20 protein-coding genes and 1 tRNA gene are annotated in these 24,751 nt (G+C 59.9%); 15 read left to right on the forward strand and 6 right to left on the reverse strand.

Annotated features, from left to right (window positions below; translation table 11 throughout):
- Nucleotides 1–33: 33 nt before the first annotated feature.
- On the reverse strand, nt 34–2,382 hold the full coding sequence (locus EL18_RS11100; RefSeq protein ID WP_036482945.1) for a xanthine dehydrogenase family protein molybdopterin-binding subunit: 2,349 nt from the start codon (nt 2,380–2,382) through the stop codon (nt 34–36).
- Between the two features lie 123 nt (nt 2,383–2,505).
- Nucleotides 2,506–2,991, reverse strand: coding sequence for a (2Fe-2S)-binding protein (locus tag EL18_RS11105; protein WP_036482948.1), 486 nt, complete (start codon nt 2,989–2,991; stop codon nt 2,506–2,508).
- A gap of 201 nt (nt 2,992–3,192) precedes the next feature.
- Here EL18_RS11105 and EL18_RS11110 point away from each other — a divergent pair.
- Nucleotides 3,193–3,268, forward strand: a tRNA-Thr gene (locus EL18_RS11110).
- A 38-nt stretch (nt 3,269–3,306) separates the two neighbouring features.
- Here the strand turns inward: EL18_RS11110 and EL18_RS11115 are convergent.
- Complete coding sequence (locus EL18_RS11115; protein WP_036482951.1) at nt 3,307–3,900, reverse strand: TetR/AcrR family transcriptional regulator; 594 nt, start codon at nt 3,898–3,900, stop codon at nt 3,307–3,309.
- 169 nt (nt 3,901–4,069) lie between these two features.
- Between EL18_RS11115 and EL18_RS11120 the strand changes: the two genes are divergently transcribed.
- From EL18_RS11120 to EL18_RS11160, 9 genes are all read left to right on the forward strand, one after another.
- Nucleotides 4,070–4,633 (forward strand): carboxymuconolactone decarboxylase family protein, encoded by a 564-nt coding sequence (locus tag EL18_RS11120; RefSeq protein WP_036482954.1) that lies wholly within the window; start codon nt 4,070–4,072, stop codon nt 4,631–4,633.
- Between the two features lie 482 nt (nt 4,634–5,115).
- The gene (locus EL18_RS11125) at nt 5,116–6,705 is read left to right on the forward strand and encodes a peptide ABC transporter substrate-binding protein (RefSeq protein WP_081871158.1); all 1,590 of its coding nucleotides are present in this window, start codon (nt 5,116–5,118) and stop codon (nt 6,703–6,705) included.
- Between the two features lie 161 nt (nt 6,706–6,866).
- The gene (gene oppB / locus EL18_RS11130; RefSeq protein ID WP_036484606.1) at nt 6,867–7,790 is read left to right on the forward strand and encodes an oligopeptide ABC transporter permease OppB; all 924 of its coding nucleotides are present in this window, start codon (nt 6,867–6,869) and stop codon (nt 7,788–7,790) included.
- Nucleotides 7,783–8,922: an ABC transporter permease gene (locus EL18_RS11135; RefSeq protein ID WP_036482961.1), complete on the forward strand. Its 1,140-nt coding sequence runs from the start codon at nt 7,783–7,785 to the stop codon at nt 8,920–8,922. The genes oppB and EL18_RS11135 overlap by 8 nt, the downstream gene beginning before the upstream one ends.
- 13 nt (nt 8,923–8,935) lie before the next feature.
- On the forward strand, nt 8,936–10,561 hold the full coding sequence (locus tag EL18_RS11140; RefSeq protein WP_036484608.1) for an ABC transporter ATP-binding protein: 1,626 nt from the start codon (nt 8,936–8,938) through the stop codon (nt 10,559–10,561).
- A 484-nt stretch (nt 10,562–11,045) separates the two neighbouring features.
- On the forward strand, nt 11,046–12,062 hold the full coding sequence (locus tag EL18_RS11145; protein WP_036482963.1) for a TRAP transporter substrate-binding protein: 1,017 nt from the start codon (nt 11,046–11,048) through the stop codon (nt 12,060–12,062).
- 68 nt (nt 12,063–12,130) lie between these two features.
- Nucleotides 12,131–12,760 (forward strand): TRAP transporter small permease, encoded by a 630-nt coding sequence (locus EL18_RS11150; RefSeq protein ID WP_051914211.1) that lies wholly within the window; start codon nt 12,131–12,133, stop codon nt 12,758–12,760.
- A gap of 9 nt (nt 12,761–12,769) precedes the next feature.
- A complete protein-coding gene (locus EL18_RS11155; RefSeq protein WP_036482965.1) occupies nt 12,770–14,053 on the forward strand; it encodes a TRAP transporter large permease in 1,284 nt (427 codons plus the stop codon).
- Between the two features lie 11 nt (nt 14,054–14,064).
- Entirely contained in the window at nt 14,065–14,502 is a 438-nt protein-coding gene (locus EL18_RS11160) for a universal stress protein (protein ID WP_036482968.1), read from the forward strand.
- A 76-nt stretch (nt 14,503–14,578) separates the two neighbouring features.
- Here the strand turns inward: EL18_RS11160 and EL18_RS11165 are convergent, their stop codons facing one another.
- Both EL18_RS11165 and EL18_RS11170 read right to left on the reverse strand, forming a co-directional pair.
- Nucleotides 14,579–16,624 carry a long-chain-fatty-acid--CoA ligase gene (locus tag EL18_RS11165; RefSeq protein WP_036482971.1) on the reverse strand — a complete coding sequence of 682 codons (2,046 nt, stop codon included), beginning with the start codon at nt 16,622–16,624 and terminating at the stop codon, nt 14,579–14,581.
- 173 nt (nt 16,625–16,797) lie between these two features.
- Nucleotides 16,798–17,349 carry a DUF924 family protein gene (locus EL18_RS11170; protein ID WP_036482973.1) on the reverse strand — a complete coding sequence of 184 codons (552 nt, stop codon included), beginning with the start codon at nt 17,347–17,349 and terminating at the stop codon, nt 16,798–16,800.
- Nucleotides 17,350–17,545: 196 nt separating this feature from the next.
- On the opposite strand from EL18_RS11170, the gene EL18_RS11175 reads away from it, so the two are divergent.
- The 5 genes from EL18_RS11175 (at nt 17,546) to EL18_RS11195 (ending at nt 22,833) form a co-directional block, all read left to right on the forward strand.
- Nucleotides 17,546–19,141 carry an ABC transporter substrate-binding protein gene (locus EL18_RS11175; RefSeq protein WP_036482976.1) on the forward strand — a complete coding sequence of 532 codons (1,596 nt, stop codon included), beginning with the start codon at nt 17,546–17,548 and terminating at the stop codon, nt 19,139–19,141.
- A gap of 62 nt (nt 19,142–19,203) precedes the next feature.
- The gene (locus tag EL18_RS11180; RefSeq protein WP_036482980.1) at nt 19,204–20,208 is read left to right on the forward strand and encodes an ABC transporter permease subunit; all 1,005 of its coding nucleotides are present in this window, start codon (nt 19,204–19,206) and stop codon (nt 20,206–20,208) included.
- Nucleotides 20,209–20,211: 3 nt separating this feature from the next.
- Complete coding sequence (locus tag EL18_RS11185) at nt 20,212–21,141, forward strand: ABC transporter permease subunit (RefSeq protein ID WP_244444555.1); 930 nt, start codon at nt 20,212–20,214, stop codon at nt 21,139–21,141.
- A gap of 1 nt (nt 21,142) precedes the next feature.
- Nucleotides 21,143–22,006, forward strand: a complete 864-nt coding sequence (locus tag EL18_RS11190) for an ABC transporter ATP-binding protein (RefSeq protein ID WP_051914052.1) — start codon at nt 21,143–21,145, stop codon at nt 22,004–22,006.
- Entirely contained in the window at nt 22,006–22,833 is an 828-nt protein-coding gene (locus tag EL18_RS11195) for a dipeptide ABC transporter ATP-binding protein (RefSeq protein WP_036482983.1), read from the forward strand. The genes EL18_RS11190 and EL18_RS11195 overlap by 1 nt, the downstream gene beginning before the upstream one ends.
- Before the next feature lie 176 nt (nt 22,834–23,009).
- Here EL18_RS11195 and pgi read toward each other — a convergent pair whose 3' ends face one another.
- Nucleotides 23,010–24,647 (reverse strand): glucose-6-phosphate isomerase, encoded by a 1,638-nt coding sequence (pgi, locus tag EL18_RS11200; protein WP_036482986.1) that lies wholly within the window; start codon nt 24,645–24,647, stop codon nt 23,010–23,012.
- Between the last annotated feature and the right edge of the window lie 104 nt (nt 24,648–24,751).

The raw sequence follows: 24,751 nt of genomic DNA on the forward strand, positions 1-24,751 counted from the left end.
GACTTCATCTTCCTATTCGCTATTCACTACTCACTATTCGCTCTTCTGCAATGCAGCCCACACCTTCTGCGGGGTTGCCGGCATGGTCAGATTGTTGTGGCCGATGGCATCGGTCATGGCGTTGATGAGTGCCGGGGGTGAACCGATGGCGCCTGCCTCACCGCAACCCTTGATGCCGAGCGGATTGCCCGGACATGGCGTGTTGGTGGTCGAGACCTTGAAGCTTGGCAGGTCATCGGCGCGCGGCATGGTGTAGTCCATGTAGGACGCGGTGATGAGCTGGCCCGTGTCCGGGTCATACTGGCACCCTTCCAGGAGCGCCTGACCGATCCCCTGCGCCAGCCCGCCATGCACCTGCCCCTCGACGATCAGCGGATTGATGATATTGCCGAAATCATCGGCTGCCACGAACTGCACGATGTCGGTCTTGCCCGTTTCGGGATCGACCTCCACCTCGCAAATGTAACAGCCTGCCGGGAAGGTGAAATTGGTGGGATCGTAGAACGCCCCCTCCTTCAGACCCGGCTCCATGCCTTCGGGCAGGTTGTGGGCGGTATAGGCGGAAAGAGCCACCTGGAACCACGGCACCGTCTTGTCGGTGCCGGCCACCTTCGCCTCGCCATTCTCGATGACGATGTCGCTCTCGTCGGCCTCCAGCATATGCGCGGCGATCTTCTTTGCCTTCGCCTCGACCTTGTCGAGCGCCTTGACGATGGCCGACATGCCGACGGCGCCAGAGCGCGAGCCATAGGTGCCCATGCCCATCTGCACCTTGTCGGTATCGCCATGAACAATGGACACCTGATCGATGGGCACGCCGAAACGGTCCGCCACGAGCTGGGCGAAGGTGGTCTCGTGCCCCTGGCCGTGGCTGTGCGAACCTGTCAGCACCTCGATCGTGCCGGCAGCATTCACACGCACTTCCGCCGATTCCCAAAGACCCACGCCAGCACCGAGAGAGCCGACAGCCGCCGAAGGCGCGATACCGCAGGCCTCGATATAGCAGCTCATGCCGATACCGCGCAGCTTGCCGCGCTTTTTCGCTTCCTCGCGACGGGCGGGGAAGCCTTCGTAATCGGCCTCGCGCATCGCCGCCTCAAGCGAGGCGTCGTAGTCGCCTGCATCGTAATTCATGATGACGGGCGTCTGGTGCGGAAACTCGCGGATGAAGTTCTTGCGCCGGAGTTCTGCCGGGGAAACACCGAGTTCACGCGCGGCCGTTTCCATGGTGCGTTCCACGACATAGGTCGCTTCCGGCCGCCCTGCCCCGCGATAGGCATCAACCGGTGCGGTATTGGTATAGACGCCGCGCACATTGCAGTGGATCGCCGGGATATCATACTGCCCTGACAGAAGCGTCGCGTAGAGATAGGTCGGCACCGAGGAAGAGAAGAGAGACATATAGGCGCCGAAATTGGCGATGGTGTCGACCTTCAGACCAATCACCTTATTGTCCGCATCGAAGGCCATCTGCACTTCCGACACGTGATCGCGGCCATGGGCATCGGTAAGAAAACTCTCGGTGCGATCGGCCACCCATTTCACCGGCACGCCGGTGCGCTTGGAAGCCCAAAGACAGGTGACCTCCTCGGGATAGATGAAGATCTTGGAGCCAAAGCCGCCGCCCACATCGGGCGCGATGACGCGCAGCTTGTTTTCCGGCGCCACGTTGTAGAAGGCGCTCATGACGAGGCGGGCCACATGCGGGTTCTGGCTGGTGGTCCAGCAGGTATAGTGGTCTTCCGCCTTGTTGTAGTGGCCAAGGGCCGCGCGCGGCTCCATCGCATTGGGCACCAGACGATTGTTGACGATCCTGATCCGCGTCACATGGGCGGCCCTGGAGAGCGCCTCGTCGGTCGCCTTCTCGTCGCCGATCTCCCAGTCATAGATGAGATTGCCGTCGGCTTCCGGGTGGAGCTTCGGCGCGCCCTGCTCCAGCGCCTTCACCGCATCGGTAACAGCCGGCAGCTCCTCGTAATCCACTTCCACCGCCTCGGCCGCGTCTCGCGCCTGACCCTTTGTGTCTGCGATGACGATGGCGACCGCGTCACCCACATAGCGCACATATTCCGTTGCGAGTGCCGACCAGGCACCCATCTTCATGGGGCTCTTGTCCTTGGAATGAACCATCCAGCCGCAAATGAGATTGCCGATGCCATCGGCCTGAAGCTGCTTGCCGGTGAGCACATCCACGACGCCCGGCATTTCGCGTGCCGCATCGACACTGATGGATGTGATGCGCGCATGTGCATGCGGGCTTCGCACGAACACCGCATGTTTCATGCCCGGCACTGCCATGTCGTCCACATAGCGGCCAAGACCGGTTATGAATCTCTTGTCTTCCTTGCGCGCCACCCGCGCGCCGATGCCTTCGATACCCATGGGTTCTCCTCCCGGATATGGGTGAATTGTGAATGGCAAAATGGTGAATGGGGGCGTTGAACCTCATGCCTGACCTCCTCCGTCAGACCGAGCCTCACTATTCACTATTCACTACTCACTCACTCAAGCTGCCTTCGCCTTGCCGCTCATCTCTTCGGATGCGGCGAGAATGGCTTTCACGATATTGTGGTAGCCGGTGCAGCGACAGATATTGCCTTCCAGCTCCGCGCGGACCGTCTTCTCGTCGAGCCCTTCGGGGTGACGGGCGATCATGTCCGTGGCGGCCATGATCATGCCCGGCGTGCAGAAGCCGCATTGCAGACCGTGATGTTCCTTGAAGGCGCGCTGGACGGGGGTGAGTTCATCGCCCTCGGCCAGCCCCTCGATCGTCAGGACCTCGGAGCCGGAGGCCTGGGCGGCCAGCATGGTGCAGGATTTGACGGCCTTGCCGTCCACGTGAACAACACAGGCCCCGCATTGCGATGTGTCGCAGCCGACATGGGTTCCGGTCAGTCCCTGCGTCTCGCGCAGGAAGTGAACGAGCAACGTTCGATCTTCCACATTGGCCGAAACCTTGCGGCCATTCACCACCATCGACACATCTGCCATGGGTCCTCCTCCAAACGGATTGCCTAAGCTTCATGGCGACGGCTCCTCCCGCCGCGACAGGCAGCTTACCGCAGGTGGAAGAAGAGTCCATGCTGTTTTGCAACCGGGGACAAGGCGGCGCGAAATCCGAAATTCGCGACTTGATCTTCGCAGCGGTTGGAGCTATCAGGCGCACATCACGCGCGGACACTCCCGCGCCGGGCCGCTTTAGCTCAGTTGGTAGAGCACATCATTCGTAATGATGGGGTCGCGTGTTCGAGTCACGCAAGCGGCACCAGTTTTGCTCCCGAAGAACCACATTGCTCAAGCCGCGTGCTAGGTGCGCATGCCTTCCACCTCGCGCGCCATGTCTTCTGCCAGCGCCTTGAGTGCCGGGGTGGCGGGGGCGCGGTGGGTTTCTATGCGCAATGCGGTCATGTCGGCCTGGTAGTGTTGAGCGAGGCGCATGGGATCGGCGCTTTCGGGGATCTCGCCCAACGTTTTGGCCTTTTCAAATATAGCGCGGATTTCTTCGGACATGGCGTCCAGATATTGGCGCGCCTGAGTGGCGATGGCGTCGTCTTCTTCCGTTGCGTTCAGCAGGGCCTTGATGAGCATGCAGGCGCGGCAGGCGGGCTTTGCGCCGTCCTCACCCGCAAAGCTGCGCAGATGATCGGCAAGCGCCTTCAAGGGTGAAGGTGAGGCTTCGGCCATCTGGCGGAGGGCATCACGGTTGCGTTCGAAATAGCGCTCCAGCGTCGCCAGATAGAGAGCCTCCTTGCTGTTGAAGGCGGCATAGATGCTGCCGGGCTTCATGTTCAGCGCGTTTTCGAGATCCTTCAGCGAAGTGGCGTGAAAGCCCTTGCGCCAGAACAGGGTCAGGGCTGCATCAAGGGCTTCTTCACGATCATAAGGGCGTGCGCGTGTCATGGCTCCTTATATAGCGTCTGCGACCCGGCTTGTCGCCACGAGAGCGGCCTGCCGAGAACTCGCACTTGAGTGATCGCTCAAATACACTATTGAGTGATCACTCAAATTGCCTATCTTCGTCCCTGTCCCGGCCGCCGACGCCGCCGGAGGAACAGACAGGAGATTTTTAATGGTCGATTTCACCTTCCACGACGAGACCACAGCCCCGGAAGAGAGCAAGCCGCTTATCGAGAAGTCCAAGGCCGCATTTGGCCGTTTGCCGGGCCTGCACAAGGTCATGGCAGAGGCGCCGGGCCTTCTGGAAGGCTATCAGCGCCTGCACGAGCTATTCGTCAATTCCAGCTTCGACAAGGATGAGCTGACCGTCGTCTGGCAGACCATCAATGTGGAGAACGAGTGCCACTATTGCGTTCCGGCGCATACGGGGATCGCCAGGAATATGGGCGTGGATGACGCCATCACCGAAGCGCTGCGCAACGAGACGCCGCTTCCAAATGATCGACTGGAAGAGCTGCGCAGCTTCACCCTGAAGCTGGTGCGCGAGCGCGGCTTCGTGGCGGATGAGGACGTGGAGGCCTTTCTCGATGCCGGCTTCACCAGGCGCAACGTGCTGGAAGTGATCCTCGGCTACTCGCAGAAGATCATGTCCAACTACACCAATCATCTGGCCAAGACGCCGGTCGACCCGGTGTTTGAAGAGTTCGCCTGGTCGAAAGCCGGCAAGTCGTCCTAGCCATGCAACGCATTTCCCCTGCGCTCATCCACAGGCGCAGGGGCAACTTTCGGAACAACCTCGGCGCGAAGTGAGCAAGTTTATTTCGCATAAAGCGCTTAAGCAGGACAAAGTGTTGCACCTTTGTCCTCGCTGGAGGAAAGCGTTTGACGTATTCGTAATTTGGAGTCCTAATCCCCGCTTCAACCCGGCTCGAACCGAGATTGCCGCTGAGGTTTTCTGCTGAATGGACGACAACCATTCCTTGATCCTGCAGTTTGATGCGGCATTTGCCGCATTATCTTGCGCAAAGCGTGATGGCTTGCGCATGCGACAGCTGCGCCAGAGCGCATTCTCGGCCTTCCAGAAGAACAGCTTGATTGTGGAGGACTGGCCCGAATTTCGGGACTGATAAAACACATGACTGTTCGATGGAGCGGCAATGCACCATTCGAGCCAGCCAATCATGATCGCGCGAAGCGACAAGTGGGAGTAAGAAAAAAATGTTCGTTAAGGCATCCATCAGGGGGCTGATGACAGGCGCGGCGATCCTTGCCAGCGTTTCGATGGCATCAGCCGTGACCTATGTGCGCGGCAATGACGGCGACCCGGAGACGCTCGACCAGCACAAGACATCGACTGTCTCGGAAGCGCATCTTCTGCGCGACCTTTATGAAGGTCTGGTCATCTATGACGCCAAGGCCAAGGTTGTGCCGGGCGTGGCCGAAAGCTGGGAAATGTCGGAAGACGGCACCGTCTATACCTTCAAGCTGCGCGAGGATGCCAAGTGGTCCAATGGTGATCCGGTGACGGCTGAAGACTTCGTCTTCTCCTTCCAGCGCATCCAGGACCCGGAAACCGGGGCGAAATACGCCACGATCCAGTATCCGATCAAGAATGCCGAAGCGATCAACAAGGGCGAGATGGAGCCCTCCGAACTCGGTGTGAAGGCGGTCGACGAGCACACCTTTGAGATCACGCTCGAGCGCCCGACGCCCTACTTCCTCGAACTTCTGACGCACCAGACCGGTCTTCCGGTGCACAAGGCTTCCGTCGAAGAGCATGGCTCGGACTTCGTGAAGCCGGAAAACATCGTCACCAACGGTGCCTACACGCTGAAATCCTTCGAAGTGAACGACAAGATCGTCATGGAGAAGAACGAGAATTTCCGTGAGGCCGACAGCGTGCAGATCGACATGATCGAATGGATCCCCTTCGAGGATCGTTCGGCCTGCGTGCGCCGCTTCGAGGCTGGTGAGGTGCATTCCTGCTCCGATCTTCCGACCGAGCAGCTTGCCTCCATCAAGGAGCGCCTGGGTGACCAGGTCCGCACCCCGCCCTATCTCGGCACCTATTATTATGCGCTGAACACGCAGAACGAGGCGCTTGCCGACAACCGCGTGCGCCAGGCGCTTGCCATGACCATCGATCGGGAGTTCATTGCGGACGAAATCTGGTCCGGCTCGATGCTTCCCGCATACACGCTGGTGCCGCCCGGCATCTCCAACTATGTCGACAACCCGCCGAAGCCCGATTGGGCCGAGATGTCTCCGCTCGACCGAGAAGACAAGGCCATCGAGTTGATGAAGGAAGCCGGCTTCGGCCCGGACAAGCCGCTGGAGCTCGAGCTGTCCTACAACACGTCGGAAAACCACAAGAACACGGCGACAGCCATTGCCGACATGTGGAAGCCCCTTGGCGTGAACATCACCTACAATGTGCGCGATGCTTCGGCTCACTATGCGCATCTGCGCGACAGCGACGACTACCAGATCGCCCGTGCCGGCTGGATTGGCGACTATTCCGACCCGCAGAACTTCCTGTTCCTGGTCGAAAGCGACAATACCGGCTTCAACTACGCCAAATATGACAACAAGGACTATGACGCGGTCATGGACAAGGCGGCTGCAGAAACCGACCTTGAGAAGCGCGCGGATATCCTTGCCGAGGCGGAAGAGATGTTCATGACGGACATGCCGTTCATCCCGATCCTCTTCTACTCCTCGCATTCGCTCGTATCGGAGAAGCTGAAGGGTTGGGAGGACAATATCCAGAACGTCCACGCCACCCGCTTCCTGAGCATCGAAGAGTAAGCCAGCGAGCCTTGTGAAACGCGCCGGCGCCATTTTGATCCGAGGATCAGGTGGCGCCGGTGCCTTATCGGGCAAGTGCTCGACAATCCGCAGGGGCTAGCGAGCCGTCCTGCCCGATGCGCAAACGGCGCTTCACCAGGCCCATATTTGAGAGCAAGCCGATGTTTGGCTACGTCATTCGCCGCCTTCTGGGCGCGATTCCGACGCTGTTTTTCGTCATAACAGCATCATTCTTTCTCATGCGCATTGCGCCGGGCGGACCTTTCGACCGCGAGCGCGCGCTTGAAGCCAAGGTTCTGGAAAACCTCAACAAGGTCTTCCACCTCGACAAGCCGCTTTGGGAACAATATCTGCGCTATCTGGGCAACCTGTTCCGCGGCGATCTTGGCCCCAGCTTCATCTATCGCGACTTTTCTGTTCAGCAGCTTCTGGGCAACGGTCTTCCCGTATCGATCCAGCTTGGCGGAACTGCCCTTCTGGTTGCACTCTTCTTCGGTGCATTGCTTGGCTCCATCGCTGCACTCCGGCAGAATTCCTGGGTCGACTACGGCGTCATTTCGGTTGCCACCTTCGGCATTACCGTTCCGAATTTCGTTGTCGCGCCCGTTCTTTCCCTCATCTTCGGCGTCTGGCTTTCCATGCTGCCCGCCGGTGGCTGGAATGACGGAGCAATCGCCAATCGGGTCCTGCCGGTCATAACGCTGGCCCTGCCACAGATCGCCATCATCGCACGTCTGACCCGCGGCTCAATGATCGAGGCCTTGCGCTCCGACCATGTGCGCACCGCACGCGCCTATGGCCTGCCGTCGCGGATGATTGTCGTGGTGCATGCGTTGCGCGCGGCGATCCTGCCAGTGGTCTCCTATCTCGGCCCCGCAGCCGCCGCACTTCTGACCGGCTCCGTAGTCGTCGAAACCATCTTCGGCCTGCCCGGCATTGGCCGCTACTTCGTGCAGGGCGCGCTCAACCGCGACTACACGCTGGTCATGGGCACCGTCATCATCATCGCGGTCTTCGTGGTGGTCTTCAACCTGATCGTCGACCTCCTCTATGCCGCCCTGGACCCGAGGGTTCGCTATGACTGATATCGCAACAAACACGCCCGAGGCGGCAGCGGGAGAAACACCGCGCGGCCGCTCGCTCTGGGCAACCGCCTGGCTGCGCCTGAAGCGCAACAAGGCGGCCATGGCGAGCCTCATCATGCTCGTCCTGTTCATCTTCGCCGGCATTTTCGGCCCGATGCTCTCGCCGCACCATTATGCGACGGTCTATCCGGAATATGTGAAGGTGCCTGCGAGCCTTGAGGCCTATCCGCGCGAAGACGAAATCGTGCCCGAGGCCGAAAGCCTCGTGTCCCGTGCACGGCTTGAAGCACAATCCGTCGAGGTTGAAGGCAACACGCTTCGTGTGGTCGCCACTTCGCGACGCGAGATCGACCCGCGCGTGACGCGCTATTTCGACCGCTCGAACCTCTTCTCCAATGCGCAGGTCGTGGAGACCAGTGCGGACGGGATGACTGCGACCATCGAAGCGGAAGTCAGCCGCGTGCGCTTCATTTTCGGCACTGATGCCAATGGCCGCGACCTGTTCTCGCGCATCCTGATTTCCATCCGCATCTCGCTGATGATCGGTGCACTGGCGACTGGCGTGGCACTCATTATCGGCGTCATCTATGGCGCTACAGCGGGCTTCCTTGGCGGGCGCGTCGATAACCTCATGATGCGCGTGGTGGACATTCTCTACTCGCTGCCCTTCACCTTCTTCGCCATCCTTCTGGTCGTGTTCTTCGGGCGCAATGTCGTCTTGATGTTCGTGGCCGTCGGTGCGGTGGAATGGCTCGACATGGCACGTATCGTGCGCGGGCAGACCATCTCGCTGCGCCGGCGCGAATTCGTGCAGGCGGCAGAGGCACTGGGCGTGCGCTCGGGCGGCATTCTGCGCCGTCATGTCATTCCGAACACGCTGGGGCCGGTCATCATCTATATGACGCTTCTGATCCCCAAGGTGATCCTGCTTGAAAGCTTCCTGTCCTTCCTCGGGCTGGGTGTGCAGGAGCCGCTGACCTCGCTTGGTGTTCTGATCGCCGAAGGCGCGAAGAACATGCGCGGCTCGCCCTATATGCTGCTCTACCCCTCACTTGCACTCACGCTGCTGCTCTTTGCCCTCAACTTCCTGGGCGACGGCCTGCGTGACGCACTTGATCCGAAGGACCGCTGACATGAGCGAACAGATGAAAGAAACCATCTTCGACATTCGCGACATCCGCGTTTCCTTCGACACACCCGATGGCACGGTGGAAGCCGTGCGCGGGGTGGACATGCAGGTGCGCGCGGGTGAGACGGTCGCTGTCGTGGGTGAATCCGGCTCGGGCAAAAGCCAGATCATGATGGCCTCGATGGGGCTGCTTGCCAGCAACGGCAAGGCTTCGGGCTCGGTGAAATATCGCGGGCAGGAGCTGATCGGCATGTCACGCCGCCAGCTCAACCGCATCCGTGGCGCGAAGGTCACCATGATCTTTCAGGAGCCGATGACCTCGCTTGATCCGCTCTACACGATCGAGCGCCAGATATCGGAGCCTCTGCGGGTTCATGGAGGACTGTCGGCAGGGGCTGCGCGCAAGCGGGCACTGGAGCTGTTGAAGCTCGTTCACATTCCCGATCCGGAACGGCGGCTGAAATCCTATCCGCACGAGCTTTCCGGCGGGCAACGCCAGCGCGTGATGATCGCCATGGCGCTTGCAAATGACCCCGACCTGCTGATTGCCGACGAGCCGACCACTGCGCTCGACGTGACCATTCAGGCGGAGATCCTGGGCCTTCTTGCAGAGCTTCAAAAGAAGCTTGGCATGGCGATCCTCTTCATCACCCATGACCTGACCATCGTCGAGGCCTTTGCCGACCGCGTCTATGTGATGAAGAAGGGCAAGGTGGTCGAGGAAGGGCCGACCGAAGCCATCTTCCAGCGTCCGCAGCAGGACTACACGAAGATGCTTCTGGGGGCGGAACCGGAAGGCTCCAAGCCGCCGGTCGATTCCACTGCTCCCATTCTGCTGGACGCCAAGGATGTCTGTGTCACCTTCGGACAGAAAGGGGGGCTCTTCTCCAAGGGCTTCGAGCTGAAGGCGGTCAACAATGTGAGCCTGGCACTTCGCGCCGGTCAGACGATCGGTGTCGTGGGTGAATCCGGCTCGGGCAAGTCCACGCTTGGACGTGCCATCCTGCAGCTTCTGCCGTCCGAAGGGCGCGTGGTCTATCAGGGCACGCCGATCAGCGGCTTCGACCGCAGCGCCATGCGGCCCTATCGGCGAAACCTGCAGATGGTGTTCCAGGATCCATATGGGAGCCTCAGCCCACGCATGACGGTCGGTGACATCATCACCGAGGGGCTTCTGGTGCATGAGCCTCAGATGTCGGCGCGCGAGCGCAACGAGGTGGCGGTGAAGGTCCTCGAAGAGGTCGGCCTTGACGGTTCGGTGCGCAACCGCTTCCCCCACGAATTTTCCGGCGGGCAGCGCCAGCGCATTGCCATTGCGCGTGCGGTGGTGCTGAAACCCACCGTGATCGTGCTCGACGAGCCGACCTCGGCGCTCGACCGTTCCGTGCAAAAGCAGATCATCACGCTTCTGCGCGACATCCAGGAAAGCCACAACCTCTCCTATATCTTCATCAGCCACGATCTGGCCGTCGTGAAGGCCTTGGCCGACTACACGATCGTGATGAAGCAGGGGCAGGTCGTGGAGGAAGGCATCACGGCCGATGTCTTCGACAATCCGCAAAGCGATTACACGCGCGACCTCATGAAGGCAGCTTTCCAGCTGCGAGAGGTGCTCCAGCGACAGGCCGAAATCCGCGCCTGATTGCCGCAACTGCAAGCCGTTCCCGGGGCTTTCGCGGCGCCGGGACGGCTGGCCCCACAGTTTCTTCGCCTCCCGATTTGACACAGCCCCTGCGGTGTTTCAGGTTTAGGGGGAAGGTCTCTGCAGAACAGACCGACAAGGAGGGGCGCTTGCTCGCTGACGAAACCATGGATGCGACCAGTCGTCCGGTGTGCTTGCACCGGAACGCATGCAAGGTTGCGTCGGCTGCAGGTTTCGCGCGCCCCCTTCCCCACCAATCGCGCAGTGTCAGCAGCACGCGCCGGCTGAATGCCGGTCGCGAGCGCACGAGACTGGCTGTGCGTACACCGGGCTTTGCCACAGTCCCGGGCTGGCTTCCCGCCAGCTAAAAGCGTGGTTCGGCAGGAAACCTGCCGGAAGATGATGCGTTTAAGTCTGGAGGCTCCAGCTTCGAGCGCTATCTCACAACTAAGAACATTTCCGATTACCAACAGAGGAGAGCAGAATGACTTCACTCAAATCCTATTTGATGGCGGGTATTGCCGGTGTCGCAGTACTGGCCACAAGCGCGAGTGCTTCTGCCGAAACATGGCGCTATGCTTTCGAAGAAGCACTGAACGAGGTTCAGGGCGTTTTCGCACAGAAGTTCAAGGAAGAGGTGGAAGCCAATTCCGACCATGAGATCCAGCTCTTCCCCTATGGCACACTGGGCGAATCCGCAGACATCATGGAACAGGCCCAGTCGGGCATCCTGCAGTTCGTCGATCAGTCGCCCGGCTTCACCGGTTCGCTGATCCCGGAAGCTCAGGTCTTCTTCGTGCCTTACCTGCTGCCGCAGGACCAGGAACAGCTCAACGAGTTCTTCCGCACCTCCAAGGCCATCAACGAGATGTTCCCCGAGCTCTACGCCGAGCAGGGTCTGGAACTCCTGACCATGTTCCCCGAGGGCGAAGTCTGCATGACGACCAAGGAGCCCGTGGAATCGCCGGAAGACCTCAACGAGGTGAAGTTCCGCGTCATGACGAACCCGCTTCTGGTTGAAAGCTATCAGGCATTCGGCGCAACGCCGACCCCGCTGCCGTGGGGCGAGGTCTATGGCGGTCTGCAGACCAACATCATCCAGGGCCAGGAAAACCCGATGTTCTTCATCGAGTCGACCAAGATGTACGAAGTCACCGACTACATCACCTGTGCCGGCCACAACAACTTCACCACTGCGGTGATGGCCAACAAGGACTTCTTCGACGGTCTGTCCGAGGAAGACCAGACGATGGTCAATAATGCCATCGAGGCGGCATTCGATCACATCCTCGAATATCAGCAGGGCCTCCACGAGACCTCGATGGAGAAGATCAAGGAAGCCAAGCCGGACATGACCTTCACGGTGCTGGACGAAGAACAGCGCAAGCCGTTCCAGGAAACGGCGTCCTCGGTTGAGGAAGCTTTCGTCGAGATGACCGGCGACAGCGGCAAGGAAATCCTCGACCAGATGAAGGCTGACCTTGAAAACGTAACCAAGTAAGGTTGCAATGGAGCGGGCGCGCCAGCCGCGCCCGCTTTTTCTGTCCGAGTTCCAGCGGGATCACGCCATTGTCGAAACAGCATCACGAGTCCCAGCTTCAATCCCAGACCGACACCACTTCGACCGATGACACCGACACCGGTGACTACAAGTCCGAGCTTCCCGGTTTTCTGGGCACGGTTGACAACGCAATCAGCAGGATCGAATCCGTTTTGCTTGCCGCAGGCGTTCTGCTGATGGCACTCAACACAATTGCCAATGTGGTGGGCCGTTTTGTTTTCCAGAGCAGTCTTTTCTTCTCTGAAGAGCTAAACCGGCTCCTGATCGTTCTGATCACCTTTGCTGGCATCAGCTATGCCGCGCGGCATGGGCGCCATATCCGCATGTCTGCCATGTATGACGCTCTGCCCTCCTCGCTGCGCAAGCCGCTGATGATCGCGATCACGCTGGTGACTGCCGTCTTCATGCTGGGTCTGGCCTGGTATTCCGCGCAATATATGCTGACGCTGTATGATCGCGGGCGCGTGCTGCCTTCGCTGCAGATTCCGGTCTGGATCATCTATGTCTGGGCACCCATCGGCTTCTTCATGACGGGGCTGCAGTACATTCTGACGGCCATCAAGAACATGATCGAAAAAGACATCTATCTCTCGACCAATGTGCTCGAGGGCTATGATGACGACGAAGTTGAGATCTGAGGGCGCGTCATGGCTGTAACAATCTTCTCCATCATGGTCGTGCTGCTTCTTCTCGGCTTCCCCATGATGATCCCGCTTATCATCGGCTCCTTTGTCGGATTCTACACGCTGTTCGGCGGCTTTGGTCAGCTGGAGACCATGGTCCAGCAGATGATGGCCGGTATCCGTCCCGCATCGCTGATCGCGGTGCCCATGTTCATCTTTGCTGCCGACATCATGACGCGCGGCCAGTCTGCGGGGCGCCTCATCGACATGGTCATGTCCTTCGTCGGGCATATCCGTGGCGGCCTTGCCGTATCCACGGCTGCGGCCTGTACCATGTTCGGCGCCGTTTCCGGTTCGACCCAGGCGACCGTCGTGGCAATCGGTTCACCCTTACGTCCGCGCATGCTGAAGGCCGGCTACAATGACAGCTTCATTCTGGCGCTGATCGTCAATTCCTCCGACATCGCCTTCCTGATCCCGCCATCCATCGGCATGATCATCTATGGCGTCGTGTCGAACACCTCGATTTCCGAGCTCTTCATTGCCGGTGTCGGCCCTGGTCTTCTGATCCTGCTGCTCTTCTCGATCTATTCCTACATCTACGCCGTGCGGCACAATGTGCCCACGGAGGAGAAGGCGACATGGGGCGAGCGCCTGCGCACCACGCAGAAGGCTCTGTGGCCACTGGGTTTCCCGGCAATCATCATTGGCGGCATCTATGGCGGCATTTTCAGCCCGACCGAGGCTGCAGCCGTTTGTGTTCTCTATGCCATCTTCCTTGAAATGGTGGTCTTCCGCGAGCTTGACCTGCACGGCCTGTACAAGACGGCCAAGTCCACCGGTCTTATCACTGCCGTTGTCTTCATCCTCGTGGCGGCGGGTGCGGCGTTCTCCTGGGTCATCTCCTTTGCGCAGATCCCCCAGCAGATCCTGGCCGGCATCGGCATCGACCAGATGGGCCAGATTGGCGTTCTGGTGGTCATCTCCATCGCCTTCTTCATCGGCTGCATGTTTGTCGACCCGATCGTCGTGATCCTGGTTCTGGTCCCGATCTTTGCTCCGGTGGTGGACAATGTCGGCCTGGACCCGGTTCTGGTCGGCACGATCATCACGCTGCAGGTGGCGATCGGCTCGGCGACCCCGCCCTTCGGCTGCGACATCTTCACGGCCATCGCCGTCTTCAAGCGGCCCTATATGGATGTCGTGCGTGGTACGCCGCCCTTCATCCTGATCCTGCTTTGCGTCTCGGCGGCGCTGATCTTCTTCCCGCAGATCGCGCTCTTCCTGCGTGACCTGGCATTCCGCTAGAAGGACTGGAAATGTTCGAACGGATACTGGTACCGGTCGACGGCTCGCAAGGCGCACTCAAGGCGTTGAAACTCGCGGTCGAGATGCAGAAGACAACGGATGCGGAACTGTTGATCCTGACTGTCTACCGGCATCACAGTCTGCGTGAGAAGTCGATGTCCATGGTCAGGGCCAGTGATCCAAGCAACATGGATGACGTGCTGCGCGAACATTCCAGGGAGATCGCGGAACACGCCAAGCAATATGCGCTGGAGCATGAGAGCCCCCGCGCCCGCGCCTTTGTGAAGGCGGGCCAGCCAGCGCGCACCATCGTGAAATTCGCCAAGGACAAGGAAGCGGACCTGATCGTGCTCGGCAGCCGTGGACTGGGTGATCTGGAGGGCTATCTCCTTGGCAGCGTTTCGCACAAGGTGACGAGCCTTGCGGATTGCCCTGTCATGGTGGTCTGAACCGGCCCCAACTGGACGCAACAAAAAAGCCCCGGCAGCGATGCCGGGGCTTTTTTTGAATGTGGTGCGTCGGCGGCTAGCGCAACTCGCGGCGCAGGATCTTGCCGACATTGGATTTCGGCAGTTCGTCGCGGAACTCGACATGGCGCGGGCGCTTGTAGCCCGTCAGCTTGTCGCGGCAGAACTCGATGATCTCTTCTTCGGTGAGGCTGTCGTCCTTGCGCACAACAAAGAGCTTGGGCACCTCGCCCGACTTCTCGTCCGGAACGCCAACGGCTGCAACTTCAAGCACCTTGGGATGGGCTGCAACAACGTCTTCCAGCTCGTTCGGATAGACGTTGAACCCGGAGACGAGGATCATGTCCTTCTTGCGGTCCACGATCTTCACGAAGCCGCGCTCGTCCATGACGCCCATATCGCCGGAGCGGAAATAGCCGTCGGACGTCATCACCTTGGCTGTCTCTTCCGGGCGGTTCCAGTAGCCGGCCATGACCTGCGGACCCTTGATGCAGATCTCGCCCACATCGCCCTGCTTGACCTCCTTGCCGTCCTCGTCGCGGATGGAAACATCCGTGGAGGGAAGCGGCAGGCCGATGGTGGCCGTAAACTCCTTCGCGTTGAACAGATTGGCAGTCGCGACCGGTGAGGTTTCCGACAGGCCATAGCCTTCCGCGATCATGCAGCCGGTGAGCTTCATCCAGCGCTCGGCCACGGCCTTCTGCACCGCCATTCCGCCGCCGAAGGTGAGCTTCAGCGACGAGAAGTCCAGCTTCTGGAAATCCTCGTTGTTGAGCAGTGCGTTGAAGAGCGTGTTGAGGCCGGGGAAGACGTTGAACTTGTAATTCTTCAACTCCTTCACGAAGCCGGGAATATCGCGCGGGTTGGGGATCAGCACGTTTTCCGCGCCCAGCTTCACGCCCATCAGCGCGTTCACCGTCAGCGCGTATATGTGGTAGAGCGGCAAGGCACAGATATAGATGGAACGCTCCGGCCGGGCCTGATCGATATAGGCGGTCTCAAGCCACGCCTCGTTCTGCATCACATTGGCCATGACATTGCTGTGGGTGAGCATCGCGCCCTTGGCCACGCCGGTCGTGCCGCCGGTATATTGCAGGAATGCCACGTCTTCGAGCGTGCATTCGGGTTTGGTGTAGCTGGCGTCAGCACCCTTCTTCATTGCCGTCTTGAAGGACACATGATCGGCCAGCTTCCAATCCGGCACCATTTTCTTGACCTTGCGGACGACGAAGTTGACGATATGACCCTTGAGGCCAAGCATGTCGCCCATGGTGGTGACAACAACATGCTTCACATCGGTCTTGCCAATGGCCGTCTGCAGCGTCTTGGCGAAATTCTCGAGAATGACAATTGCCTCGGCACCGGAATCCTTGAGCTGGTGCTCAAGCTCGCGCGGGGTGTAGAGCGGATTGACATTCACCACCGTGTAGCCGGCGCGCAGAATGGCCATCATCGCCACGGGATACTGCAAAACGTTGGGCATCATCACCGCAACGCGTGCGCCCTTCTTGAGACCCAGCGACTGGAGATAGGCCGCAAAGTCCCGCGAAGCGGATTCCAGTTCCGCGAAGGTGATCGATTTCCCCATGCAGGTGAAAGCCGGTCGGTCGGAATGCTTGCGGCAAGCCTCCACCAACATCTCACCTATGGAATTATGCGCGAAAGGAGGAATCTCCGCCGGCAAAACGTCCGGATAGGTCGCCAGCCATGGCCGCGGTCCGGTCTTGGCCGTCCCCTTTGCTGCCGAAGCGGATTTCGCAGCGGGCTTTTTCGGTGCCGCCTTTGCCGCGGCGGCAGGTTTTGCGGCACCCTTGGCTGCTGCGCCTGCTTTCGTTGCGCTGGAACGCGTGGTGGATCTGGAGGATGTTGCAGCGGCGGCCTTGCCTGCGGGCTTCGCTGGTGCCTTGCGGGCAGCTGTTTTTGGCGCGGAAGTCGCCTTTGCGTCTGTCGATGCGGTTTTGGCCGGAGCAGCCGCTTTCGTGGTCTTCTTGCGCGCGGGCTTGGGGGCGTCTGCGACTTCTCCCTCGGCTGCAGACTTCGCTGGTGCCTTGCGCGCCCGCGTCTTCGGGGCGCTGGTGGTCTTCGTATCGCTCGACTTCGCCAAAATTTCCCTCCCTGGAAAAAGATGTTCTGACTTTAACGTACACGTCAACGGGAAAATGCAAGCCCAAATTTTATGGTGAACCTGCCCCTGAAGGTTTCAAAGCGCTTGCACTCATAACACCACCTTATGGTGTGAACCCGTTGTGTAGCAAGGGGTTCGTGCGATTCATCCCACTATTGACCGTAGCCTTCATGCCCTTCCAGAAATGCCTCTTCTTCCTGAGTGCTATCCCTGTCCAGAACACGGTTACGGTGTGGAAAACGCCCGAAGCGCGCGATGATGTCGCGATGCTCGACCGCATATTTGCGTGCATTTTCATTCCCGAGCGCCGTGAACAGTTCCACCGCCCGATCCTGATCGCCCATGGCCTCGGAATGCATCAGCGGCATGTAGAGAAACTGCTTCTGCTTCGTCTCCATCTCCTTGTCGAAGCCACGCGAGAGCGCATGATGGCACAGATCCAAGGCTAACCGGTCGAAAGCAAAGGCACGGCTGGTGCGGCGGTAGATATTGCGCGGAAACTGGTCGCACAGGATCACCCCTGCAAGAGCACCGTCCACTGTCGTCCTTGCTTCATCCGGCACCTCTTCCGCAAACTCCTGCAGGATGGGCTCGAACCGGTTGCGGATGGTCGTGTCGATTTCCTCGTTGGCGGTGAACCATTGCTCCGGCGTCAGTTCCGTGAACCAGAAGTCCAGCACGCCCTTCTTCCAATCCGCTTCCATGTCCATTCTCCACGACCTTGTCTCGGTTCTTCACAGGCTGAAGGTAAAGGCAGCGCCGCGCAACAATATTCATGATATGTGAAATTTTATTGCGGCGATCTGCCAAAGGGGAGTTCCCAGTTCCAATGATCTTTGCTTATATGCCCGCTCCAAGAGCCGGGATGGGACGGCTCACATAACGACAGGGAGAAACCTGATGAAAACCCGTTTGACGTTTGCGGCTGCACTCATGGCTGCCACGATGCTCAGTGGCGCTGCAGCAGCCAAGACACTCGTCTATTGCTCCGAAGGCAGCCCGGAGGGATTTGACCCGGCGCTTTACACCGCCGGCACCACCTTCGACGCCTCGTCGAAGCCGGTTTACAACCGTCTCGTGCAGTTCAAGCCTGGCACCACGGAAGTTGTTCCAGGTCTGGCCGAAAGCTGGGAAATCTCCGAGGACGGCACGGAAGTCACTTTCAAGCTTCGCGAAGGCGTCAAGTTCCATTCGACGGACTACTTCACGCCGTCTCGCGACTTCAATGCCGATGACGTGATCTTCTCCTTCGAGCGTCAGCTCAAGGAAGACAACGCCTACAACTCCTATGTTGAAGGCGCGTCCTGGGAATATTTCAACGCCATGTCCATGCCGGACCTGCTCGAGTCCATCGAGAAGGTTGACGACTATACGGTGAAGTTCAACCTGACCCGTCCGGAAGCACCGTTCATTGCGAATCTCGCCATGGACTTCGCATCGATCTTCTCGAAGGAATATGCCGACAAGCTGGCAGAAGCCGGCAGTGAATCCGATCTGAACCAGAAGCCGATCGGCACCGGTCCCTTCCAGTTCGTTGCCTACCAGCCCGACGCGGTCATCCGCTACAAGGCCAACCCGGACTACTGGGCAGGCAAGCAGCCGATCGACGATCTCGTCTTCGCCATCACCACGGAAGCTTCCGTGCGTCAGCAGAAGCTGCTCGCGGGCGAATGCCATGTCATGCCATACCCGAACCCGGCAGACGTGCAGAGCCTGAAGGACGACGAGAATATCGAGGTGATGGAGCAGGAAGGCCTCAATGTCGGCTACCTCGCCTACAACACCAAGCAGGAACCGTTCGACAAGCCGGAAGTGCGCAAGGCGCTGAACATGGCCATCAACAAGGAAGCCATCCTTGATGCCGTGTTCCAGGGTGCAGGCGAAGCTGCCAAGAACCCGATCCCGCCGACGATGTGGTCTTACAACGAGAATGTTGAAGACGACGCGTATGATCCGGAAGCAGCCAAGAAGATGCTGGAAGAAGCTGGCGTCTCCGACCTTTCCATGAAGGTCTGGGCAATGCCGGTGCAGCGTCCCTACAACCCGAATGCCCGCCGCATGGCCGAGCTGATACAGGAAGACTTCTCCAAGATCGGCGTCGATGTGGAAATCGTCTCCTATGAGTGGGGCGAGTATCTGGAGCGTTCGAAGGCTGAAGACCGCGACGGTGCGGTTCTGCTCGGTTGGACGGGTGACAATGGTGATCCGGACAACTTCCTCGCCGTTCTTCTCGGCTGCGACGCCGTAGGCGGTTCCAACCGCGCACAGTGGTGCAACGAGGAGTTCGACAACCTGGTGCAGAAGGCCAAGACGCTTTCGACGCAGGAAGAACGCGCCGAGCTCTACATGGAGGCCCAGGAGGTCTTCAAGCGTGAAGCTCCATGGGCAACCATCGCTCACTCCGTCGTTCACATGCCAATGCGCAAGGAAGTCACCGGCTACAAGATGGACCCGCTCGGCGGCCACTCCTTCGAAGGCGTGGACATTTCCGAGTAAGCCACTTCACTCTAAGACAGGAACCGGCGGCAGCTTAGAAGCTGTCGCCGGCTTTGCCGTTCATGTTTCGGTTTTTTCTTTCCCGGCTGGCGCTGTTGATCCCGACCTTTATCGGTGTGTCCATCGTCGCCTTCTCCTTCATTCGACTGCTGCCCGGCGACCCAATCATGCTATTGGCCGGCGAGCGCGGCATGTCGCAGGAACGCTATGACGAGCTGCGCGCGGCCTATGGCTTCGACCAGCCGATCTTCATGCAGTATTTCAACTACATGGCGGATCTTCTCCAGGGTGATTTCGGCACGTCCATCGTGACCAAGCGCCCTGTTCTCGAGGAGTTCATGACCCTGTTCCCGGCGACAATCGAGCTGTCGCTTTGCGCCATCATCGTTGCCATCGCCATCGGTGTTCCGGTCGGCGTGATTGCGGCCGTACGGCGCGGCTCGTGGCTCGACCAGTCGGTGATGGGTGCTGCCCTTGTCGGCTATTCCATGCCGATCTTCTGGTGGGGCCTGCTGCTGATCATCCTGTTCTCCGGCATCCTTCAGTGGACGCCCGTTTCAGGCCGGATCTCGCTTCTCTACTTCTTCCCCCAGGTGACCGGCTTCATGCTGATCGACAGCCTGCTTTCGGGACAGAAGGGAGCCTTTGCCTCTGCCGTATCACATCTCATCCTGCCGACCATCGTGCTGGCAACGATCCCGCTTGCGGTGATTGCCCGCCAGACGCGCTCGGCCATGCTGGAGGTGCTGGGCGAGGACTATGTGCGCACGGCCCGCTCCAAGGGCCTGCCGCCGCGTCGGGTCATTGGCCTTCACGCTCTGCGCAACGCACTCATCCCCGTCATCACCACGATCGGCCTGCAGGTCGGCGTGCTGCTTGCCGGCGCCATCCTGACGGAAACGATCTTTTCGTGGCCTGGCATCGGCAAATGGATGGTGGATAGCGTCTTCAAGCGCGACTACGCCGTGGTGCAGGGTGGCCTTCTCCTGATCGCCGCCATCATCATGATCGTGAACCTGATCGTCGACGTGCTCTACGGTCTGATCAACCCCAGAATCAGGCACTGAACAATGTCACAAGCAAAAGACGCCAATGCGGCTATCGGCCTTGAAGGCGGCAAGCAGATTGCCGTCACCCGCCGCGCACGCCTTGCCGAGTTCTGGTACTATTTCAGCCAGAACAAGGGCGCGGTCATCGGCCTTTACGTTTTCCTCGCCATCGTGGTCATCGCGCTTCTGGCGCCGGTAATCGCACCGCACAGCCCAAGCGTTCAGAACCGTGGCGCGTTCCTCCTGCCGCCCGTCTGGCAGGAAGGCGGCAACTGGTCCTTCATCCTTGGCACGGATGCGGTGGGCCGCGACCTTCTTTCGCGCCTCATCTATGGTGCGCGCTTCTCACTCTTTATCGGCGTGGTCGTCGTGTCGGTGGCGGTGTCCGTCGGCATCTTCATCGGGCTGATTGCCGGCTATTTCCGTGGTGCGGTCGATACCGTCATCATGCGCGCCATGGATATCATCCTGGCCTTCCCGTCCCTGCTTCTGGCGCTCGTTCTCGTTGCCATTCTGGGACCGGGCCTCGTCAATGCGATGATCGCGATCGCGCTTGTGCAGCAGCCGCACTATGTGCGCCTGACGCGTGCTGCGGTCATGAGCGAGAAGGGCCGCGACTATGTGACCGCCGCGCGCGTGGCAGGTGCGTCGAACATCCGGCTGATGTTCAAGACCATCCTGCCCAACTGCACCGCACCGCTTATCGTGCAGGCAGCGCTCTCCTTCTCCACGGCAATTCTGGATGCAGCAGCACTCGGCTTCCTTGGCATGGGTGCGCAGCCGCCGACGCCGGAATGGGGAACCATGCTTGCCGAGGCCCGCGAATTCATTTTGCGCGCCTGGTGGGTCGTCACCTTCCCCGGCATCGCGATCCTGGTCACGGTGCTTGCCATCAACCTCATGGGCGACGGTCTTCGCGACGCGCTCGATCCCAAGCTGAAGAGGTCCTGACATGGCTGACAACGGACATCTTCTCGAAATCGAGAACCTCACCGTCGAATTCGATACCGCAGGCGGCGTGCTTCGCGCCGTCAATGGTGTGTCGCTCCATGTCGACCAGCGCGAGGTGCTTGCAATCGTGGGTGAATCGGGCTCCGGCAAGTCGGTCTCGATGCTGGCCGTCATGGGCCTTCTGCCCTGGACGGCTCGCGTGACCGCCGATGCCATGCGTTTCCAGGGCCGCGACATCCTCAATCTGTCGCCGTCGGAGCGCCGCAGGATCGTTGGCAAGGACATCGCCATGATCTTCCAGGAGCCGATTGCAAGCCTGAACCCCTGCTTCACCGTCGGCTACCAGATCGACGAGACGCTGAAAATGCACACCAATCTCAACAGCCGCCAGCGGCGTGAACGCACGGTGGAGCTGTTCGAGGCAGTGGGCCTGCCCAATGCGGGGGATCGGCTCAACGCCTATCCGCACCAGATGTCGGGCGGGCAGTGCCAGCGCGTGATGATCGCCATGGCAATTGCGTGCAATCCGAAGCTGCTCATCGCTGACGAGCCAACCACGGCACTCGACGTGACGATCCAGAAGCAGATCCTCGACCTTCTCGTTTCCATCCAGGAGGAGAAGGGAATGGGCATGATCATGATTACCCATGACATGGGCGTCGTCGCCGAGACCGCCGACCGCGTTATCGTGCAGTACAAGGGCCGCAAGATGGAGGAAGCCGACGTGCTTTCGCTCTTCGAGAACCCGAAGAGCAATTACACGCGCGCGCTTCTGTCGGCCCTGCCCGAGAATGCCACCGGCGACCGTCTGCCGACCGTCTCCGACTTCAACTTCGAAGAGGCACCCGCCGAGGGAGCACAGTGATGAGCGAAATCGTTCTCGAAACCCGCGGCATTACCCGCGACTACCATGTGGGCGGTGGTCTGTTTTCCAAGCAGAAGACCATCCATGCGCTGAAGGGCATCGACCTCAAGCTGGAAAAGGGCAAGACGCTCGCCATTGTGGGCGAATCCGGCTGCGGCAAGTCCACGCTTGCCCGCATCATCACCATGATCGATGCGCCGACCAGCGGCGAGCTTCTGATAGATGGCCAGCCGGTCGACATCACCAAGGCGGGGCTTACCTCGGAAATGCGCCGCAAGGTGCAGATCGTTTTCCAGAACCCCTATGGTTCACTCAATCCGCGGCAGAAGATCGGCGACGTGCTCATGGAGCCGCTGATCATCAATGACAATGTGCCGGCGGCCGAACGTCGCGAACGCGCCATGCAGATGCTGTTGAAGGTCGGGCTCCAGCCCGAACACTTCAACCGCTATCCGCACATGTTCTCCGGCGGTCAGCGCCAGCGCATCGCGATTGCCCGCGCGCTCATGCTCAATCCGCGTCTGCTTGTCCTCGACGAGCCGGTTTCGGCGCTCGATCTTTCGGTTCAGGCACAGGTGCTCAACCTGCTCGCCGACCTGCAGGACGAGTTCGGCCTCACCTTCGTCTTCATCAGCCACGATCTTTCGGTCGTGAAATATATCGCCGACGAGGTGATGGTGATGTATTTCGGCGAAGCAGTGGAATATGGCACGCGCGAAGCGGTGTTCTCCAACCCGCAGCACGACTACACGAAGACGCTTTTCGCCGCGACGCCACGGGCGGATGTGGAAAGCATCAGGAAGCGGATTGCGGCAAAGGCTGCTTGATCATTTCCTTGGTCGGCAGTGCCAAGCACACCCCCTCTACCTTGCCAGGCATCTCCCCCACAAGGGGGGAGATTGGCTGTGGCGATGGCAGCGCCTTCTCCTGATAGGAGGGAGTGGTGCGCGCTCCACTACCCACACCTATTCCCGATTCACTATTCGCTATTCGCTACTCCCCCTCACCGCTCCCGCAGCGCCTTTACCTGCGCGACGAGGCCGGCGGTGGAGGCATCGCGGTCATCGGCTGACTTCTTCCCCTCGACGACCGGCTGGAGTTCGGTGGCGAGTTCCTTGCCGAGCTCGACGCCCCACTGGTCGAAGGAATTGATGCCGAAAAGAACGCCTTCGACGAAGACCCGGTGCTCGTAGAGGGCGATGAGGCGGCCGAAGGAATAAGGGTCGAGCGTCTCGTAGAGGATGGTGAGCGAGGGACGGTTGCCGGGGAAGACGCGATGCGGCGCGATCTTCTCGATCTTTTCGGCGTCCATGCCCTTGGCCTGCAACTGTGCGCGGGCCTCTTCCAGCGTGCGACCCTTCATCAGCGCCTCGGACTGGGCCAGGCAGTTGGCGATGAGAAGGTCGTGGTGGTGCTTCAGCTCCGGCTCGTGGCCCTTGGCGGCGAGGATGAATTCCACCGGAATGACGTCAGTGCCCTGATGCAGAAGCTGGAAGAAAGCGTGCTGGCCGTTCGTGCCGGGCTCACCCCATACCAGCGGGCCGGTGGGTGTCAGCGCATCCGTACCGTCGAGGCGCACGCGCTTGCCGTTCGATTCCATGTCGAGCTGCTGGAGATAGGCCGGAAGACGTGCCAGGCGCTGGTCATAGGGGATGACCGCACGGGCCGGGTAGCCGCGGGCGACACGGTGCCAAAAGCCGATCAAACCAAGCAGCACGGGCAGGTTCTCACGAAGCGGTGCCTGCCGGAAATGCCTGTCGAGATCGCGTGCGCCTTCCAGCATCTTCCGGAAACTGTCGGCGCCGACGGCGATCATGATCGGGAGACCGATAGCTGACCAGAGCGAATAGCGCCCGCCGACCCAGTCCCAGAAGCCAAAGATGCGGTCCTGATCAATACCGAAATCAGCCACCTTGTCGAGCGCGGTGGAAACGGCTGCGAAATGGGCGCTGACAGCGTCCTCACCCAGCGCCTTGGCAATCCAGTCCCGCGCGGTGCGGGCATTGGTCATGGTCTCGATGGTGGTGAAGGTCTTGGAAGCAACGATGAAGAGCGTGGTTGCCGGATCAAGGCCGTCCAACGTGTCAGCGATATGTGCCCCGTCGACATTGGACACGTAGTGCAGGCGTGGACCGTTGTGGAACGGCGCGAGTGCCAGCGTTGCCATCGCGGGCCCGAGATCGGAGCCGCCAATGCCGATATTCACCACATCGGTGAAGGGCTTGCCGCTGGTACCCTTGATGCTGCCGGACCGAACGGCTTCGGCGAATTTCGACATGTCCCGAAGCACGGATTCGACGTCGCTGGCGATGTCCTGCCCGTCCACATTGATTGCGCTGTTCGCGCCGGCGCGCAGGGCCGTGTGCAGGACGGCGCGGTCTTCGGTAATATTGATGTGCTTGCCGGAAAACATTTCCTCGCGGCGCTCGGCAAGACCCGCAACCTGCGCGAGCTTCACGAGGCGATCGAGCGTTTCCTCGGTCACGGCGCATTTCGAGTAGTCGAGAAGCAGGTCGTCGTGGCTGGCCGAAAAGCGTGCGAACCGATCCCGATCCTTCGCGAAAGTGTCACGCAGATCGAAGTCGGCGATTCCCCTTGCATGATCTTTCAGGGCTTCCAGTGCAGCTTCATACGCGCTCATCAACAACCTCTCCTGACGGTTCGGCGGCAATCTAGGGCGCAGTGCAGCAAATGTGAAGCGCAGGCAAAGCTATAAGATACAAGGGTTTTGGTGCAATTGTTTGG

Origin of the sequence: Nitratireductor basaltis (assembly GCF_000733725.1) — a bacterium.
Classification (GTDB): Bacteria; Pseudomonadota; Alphaproteobacteria; order Rhizobiales; family Rhizobiaceae; genus Chelativorans; species Chelativorans basaltis.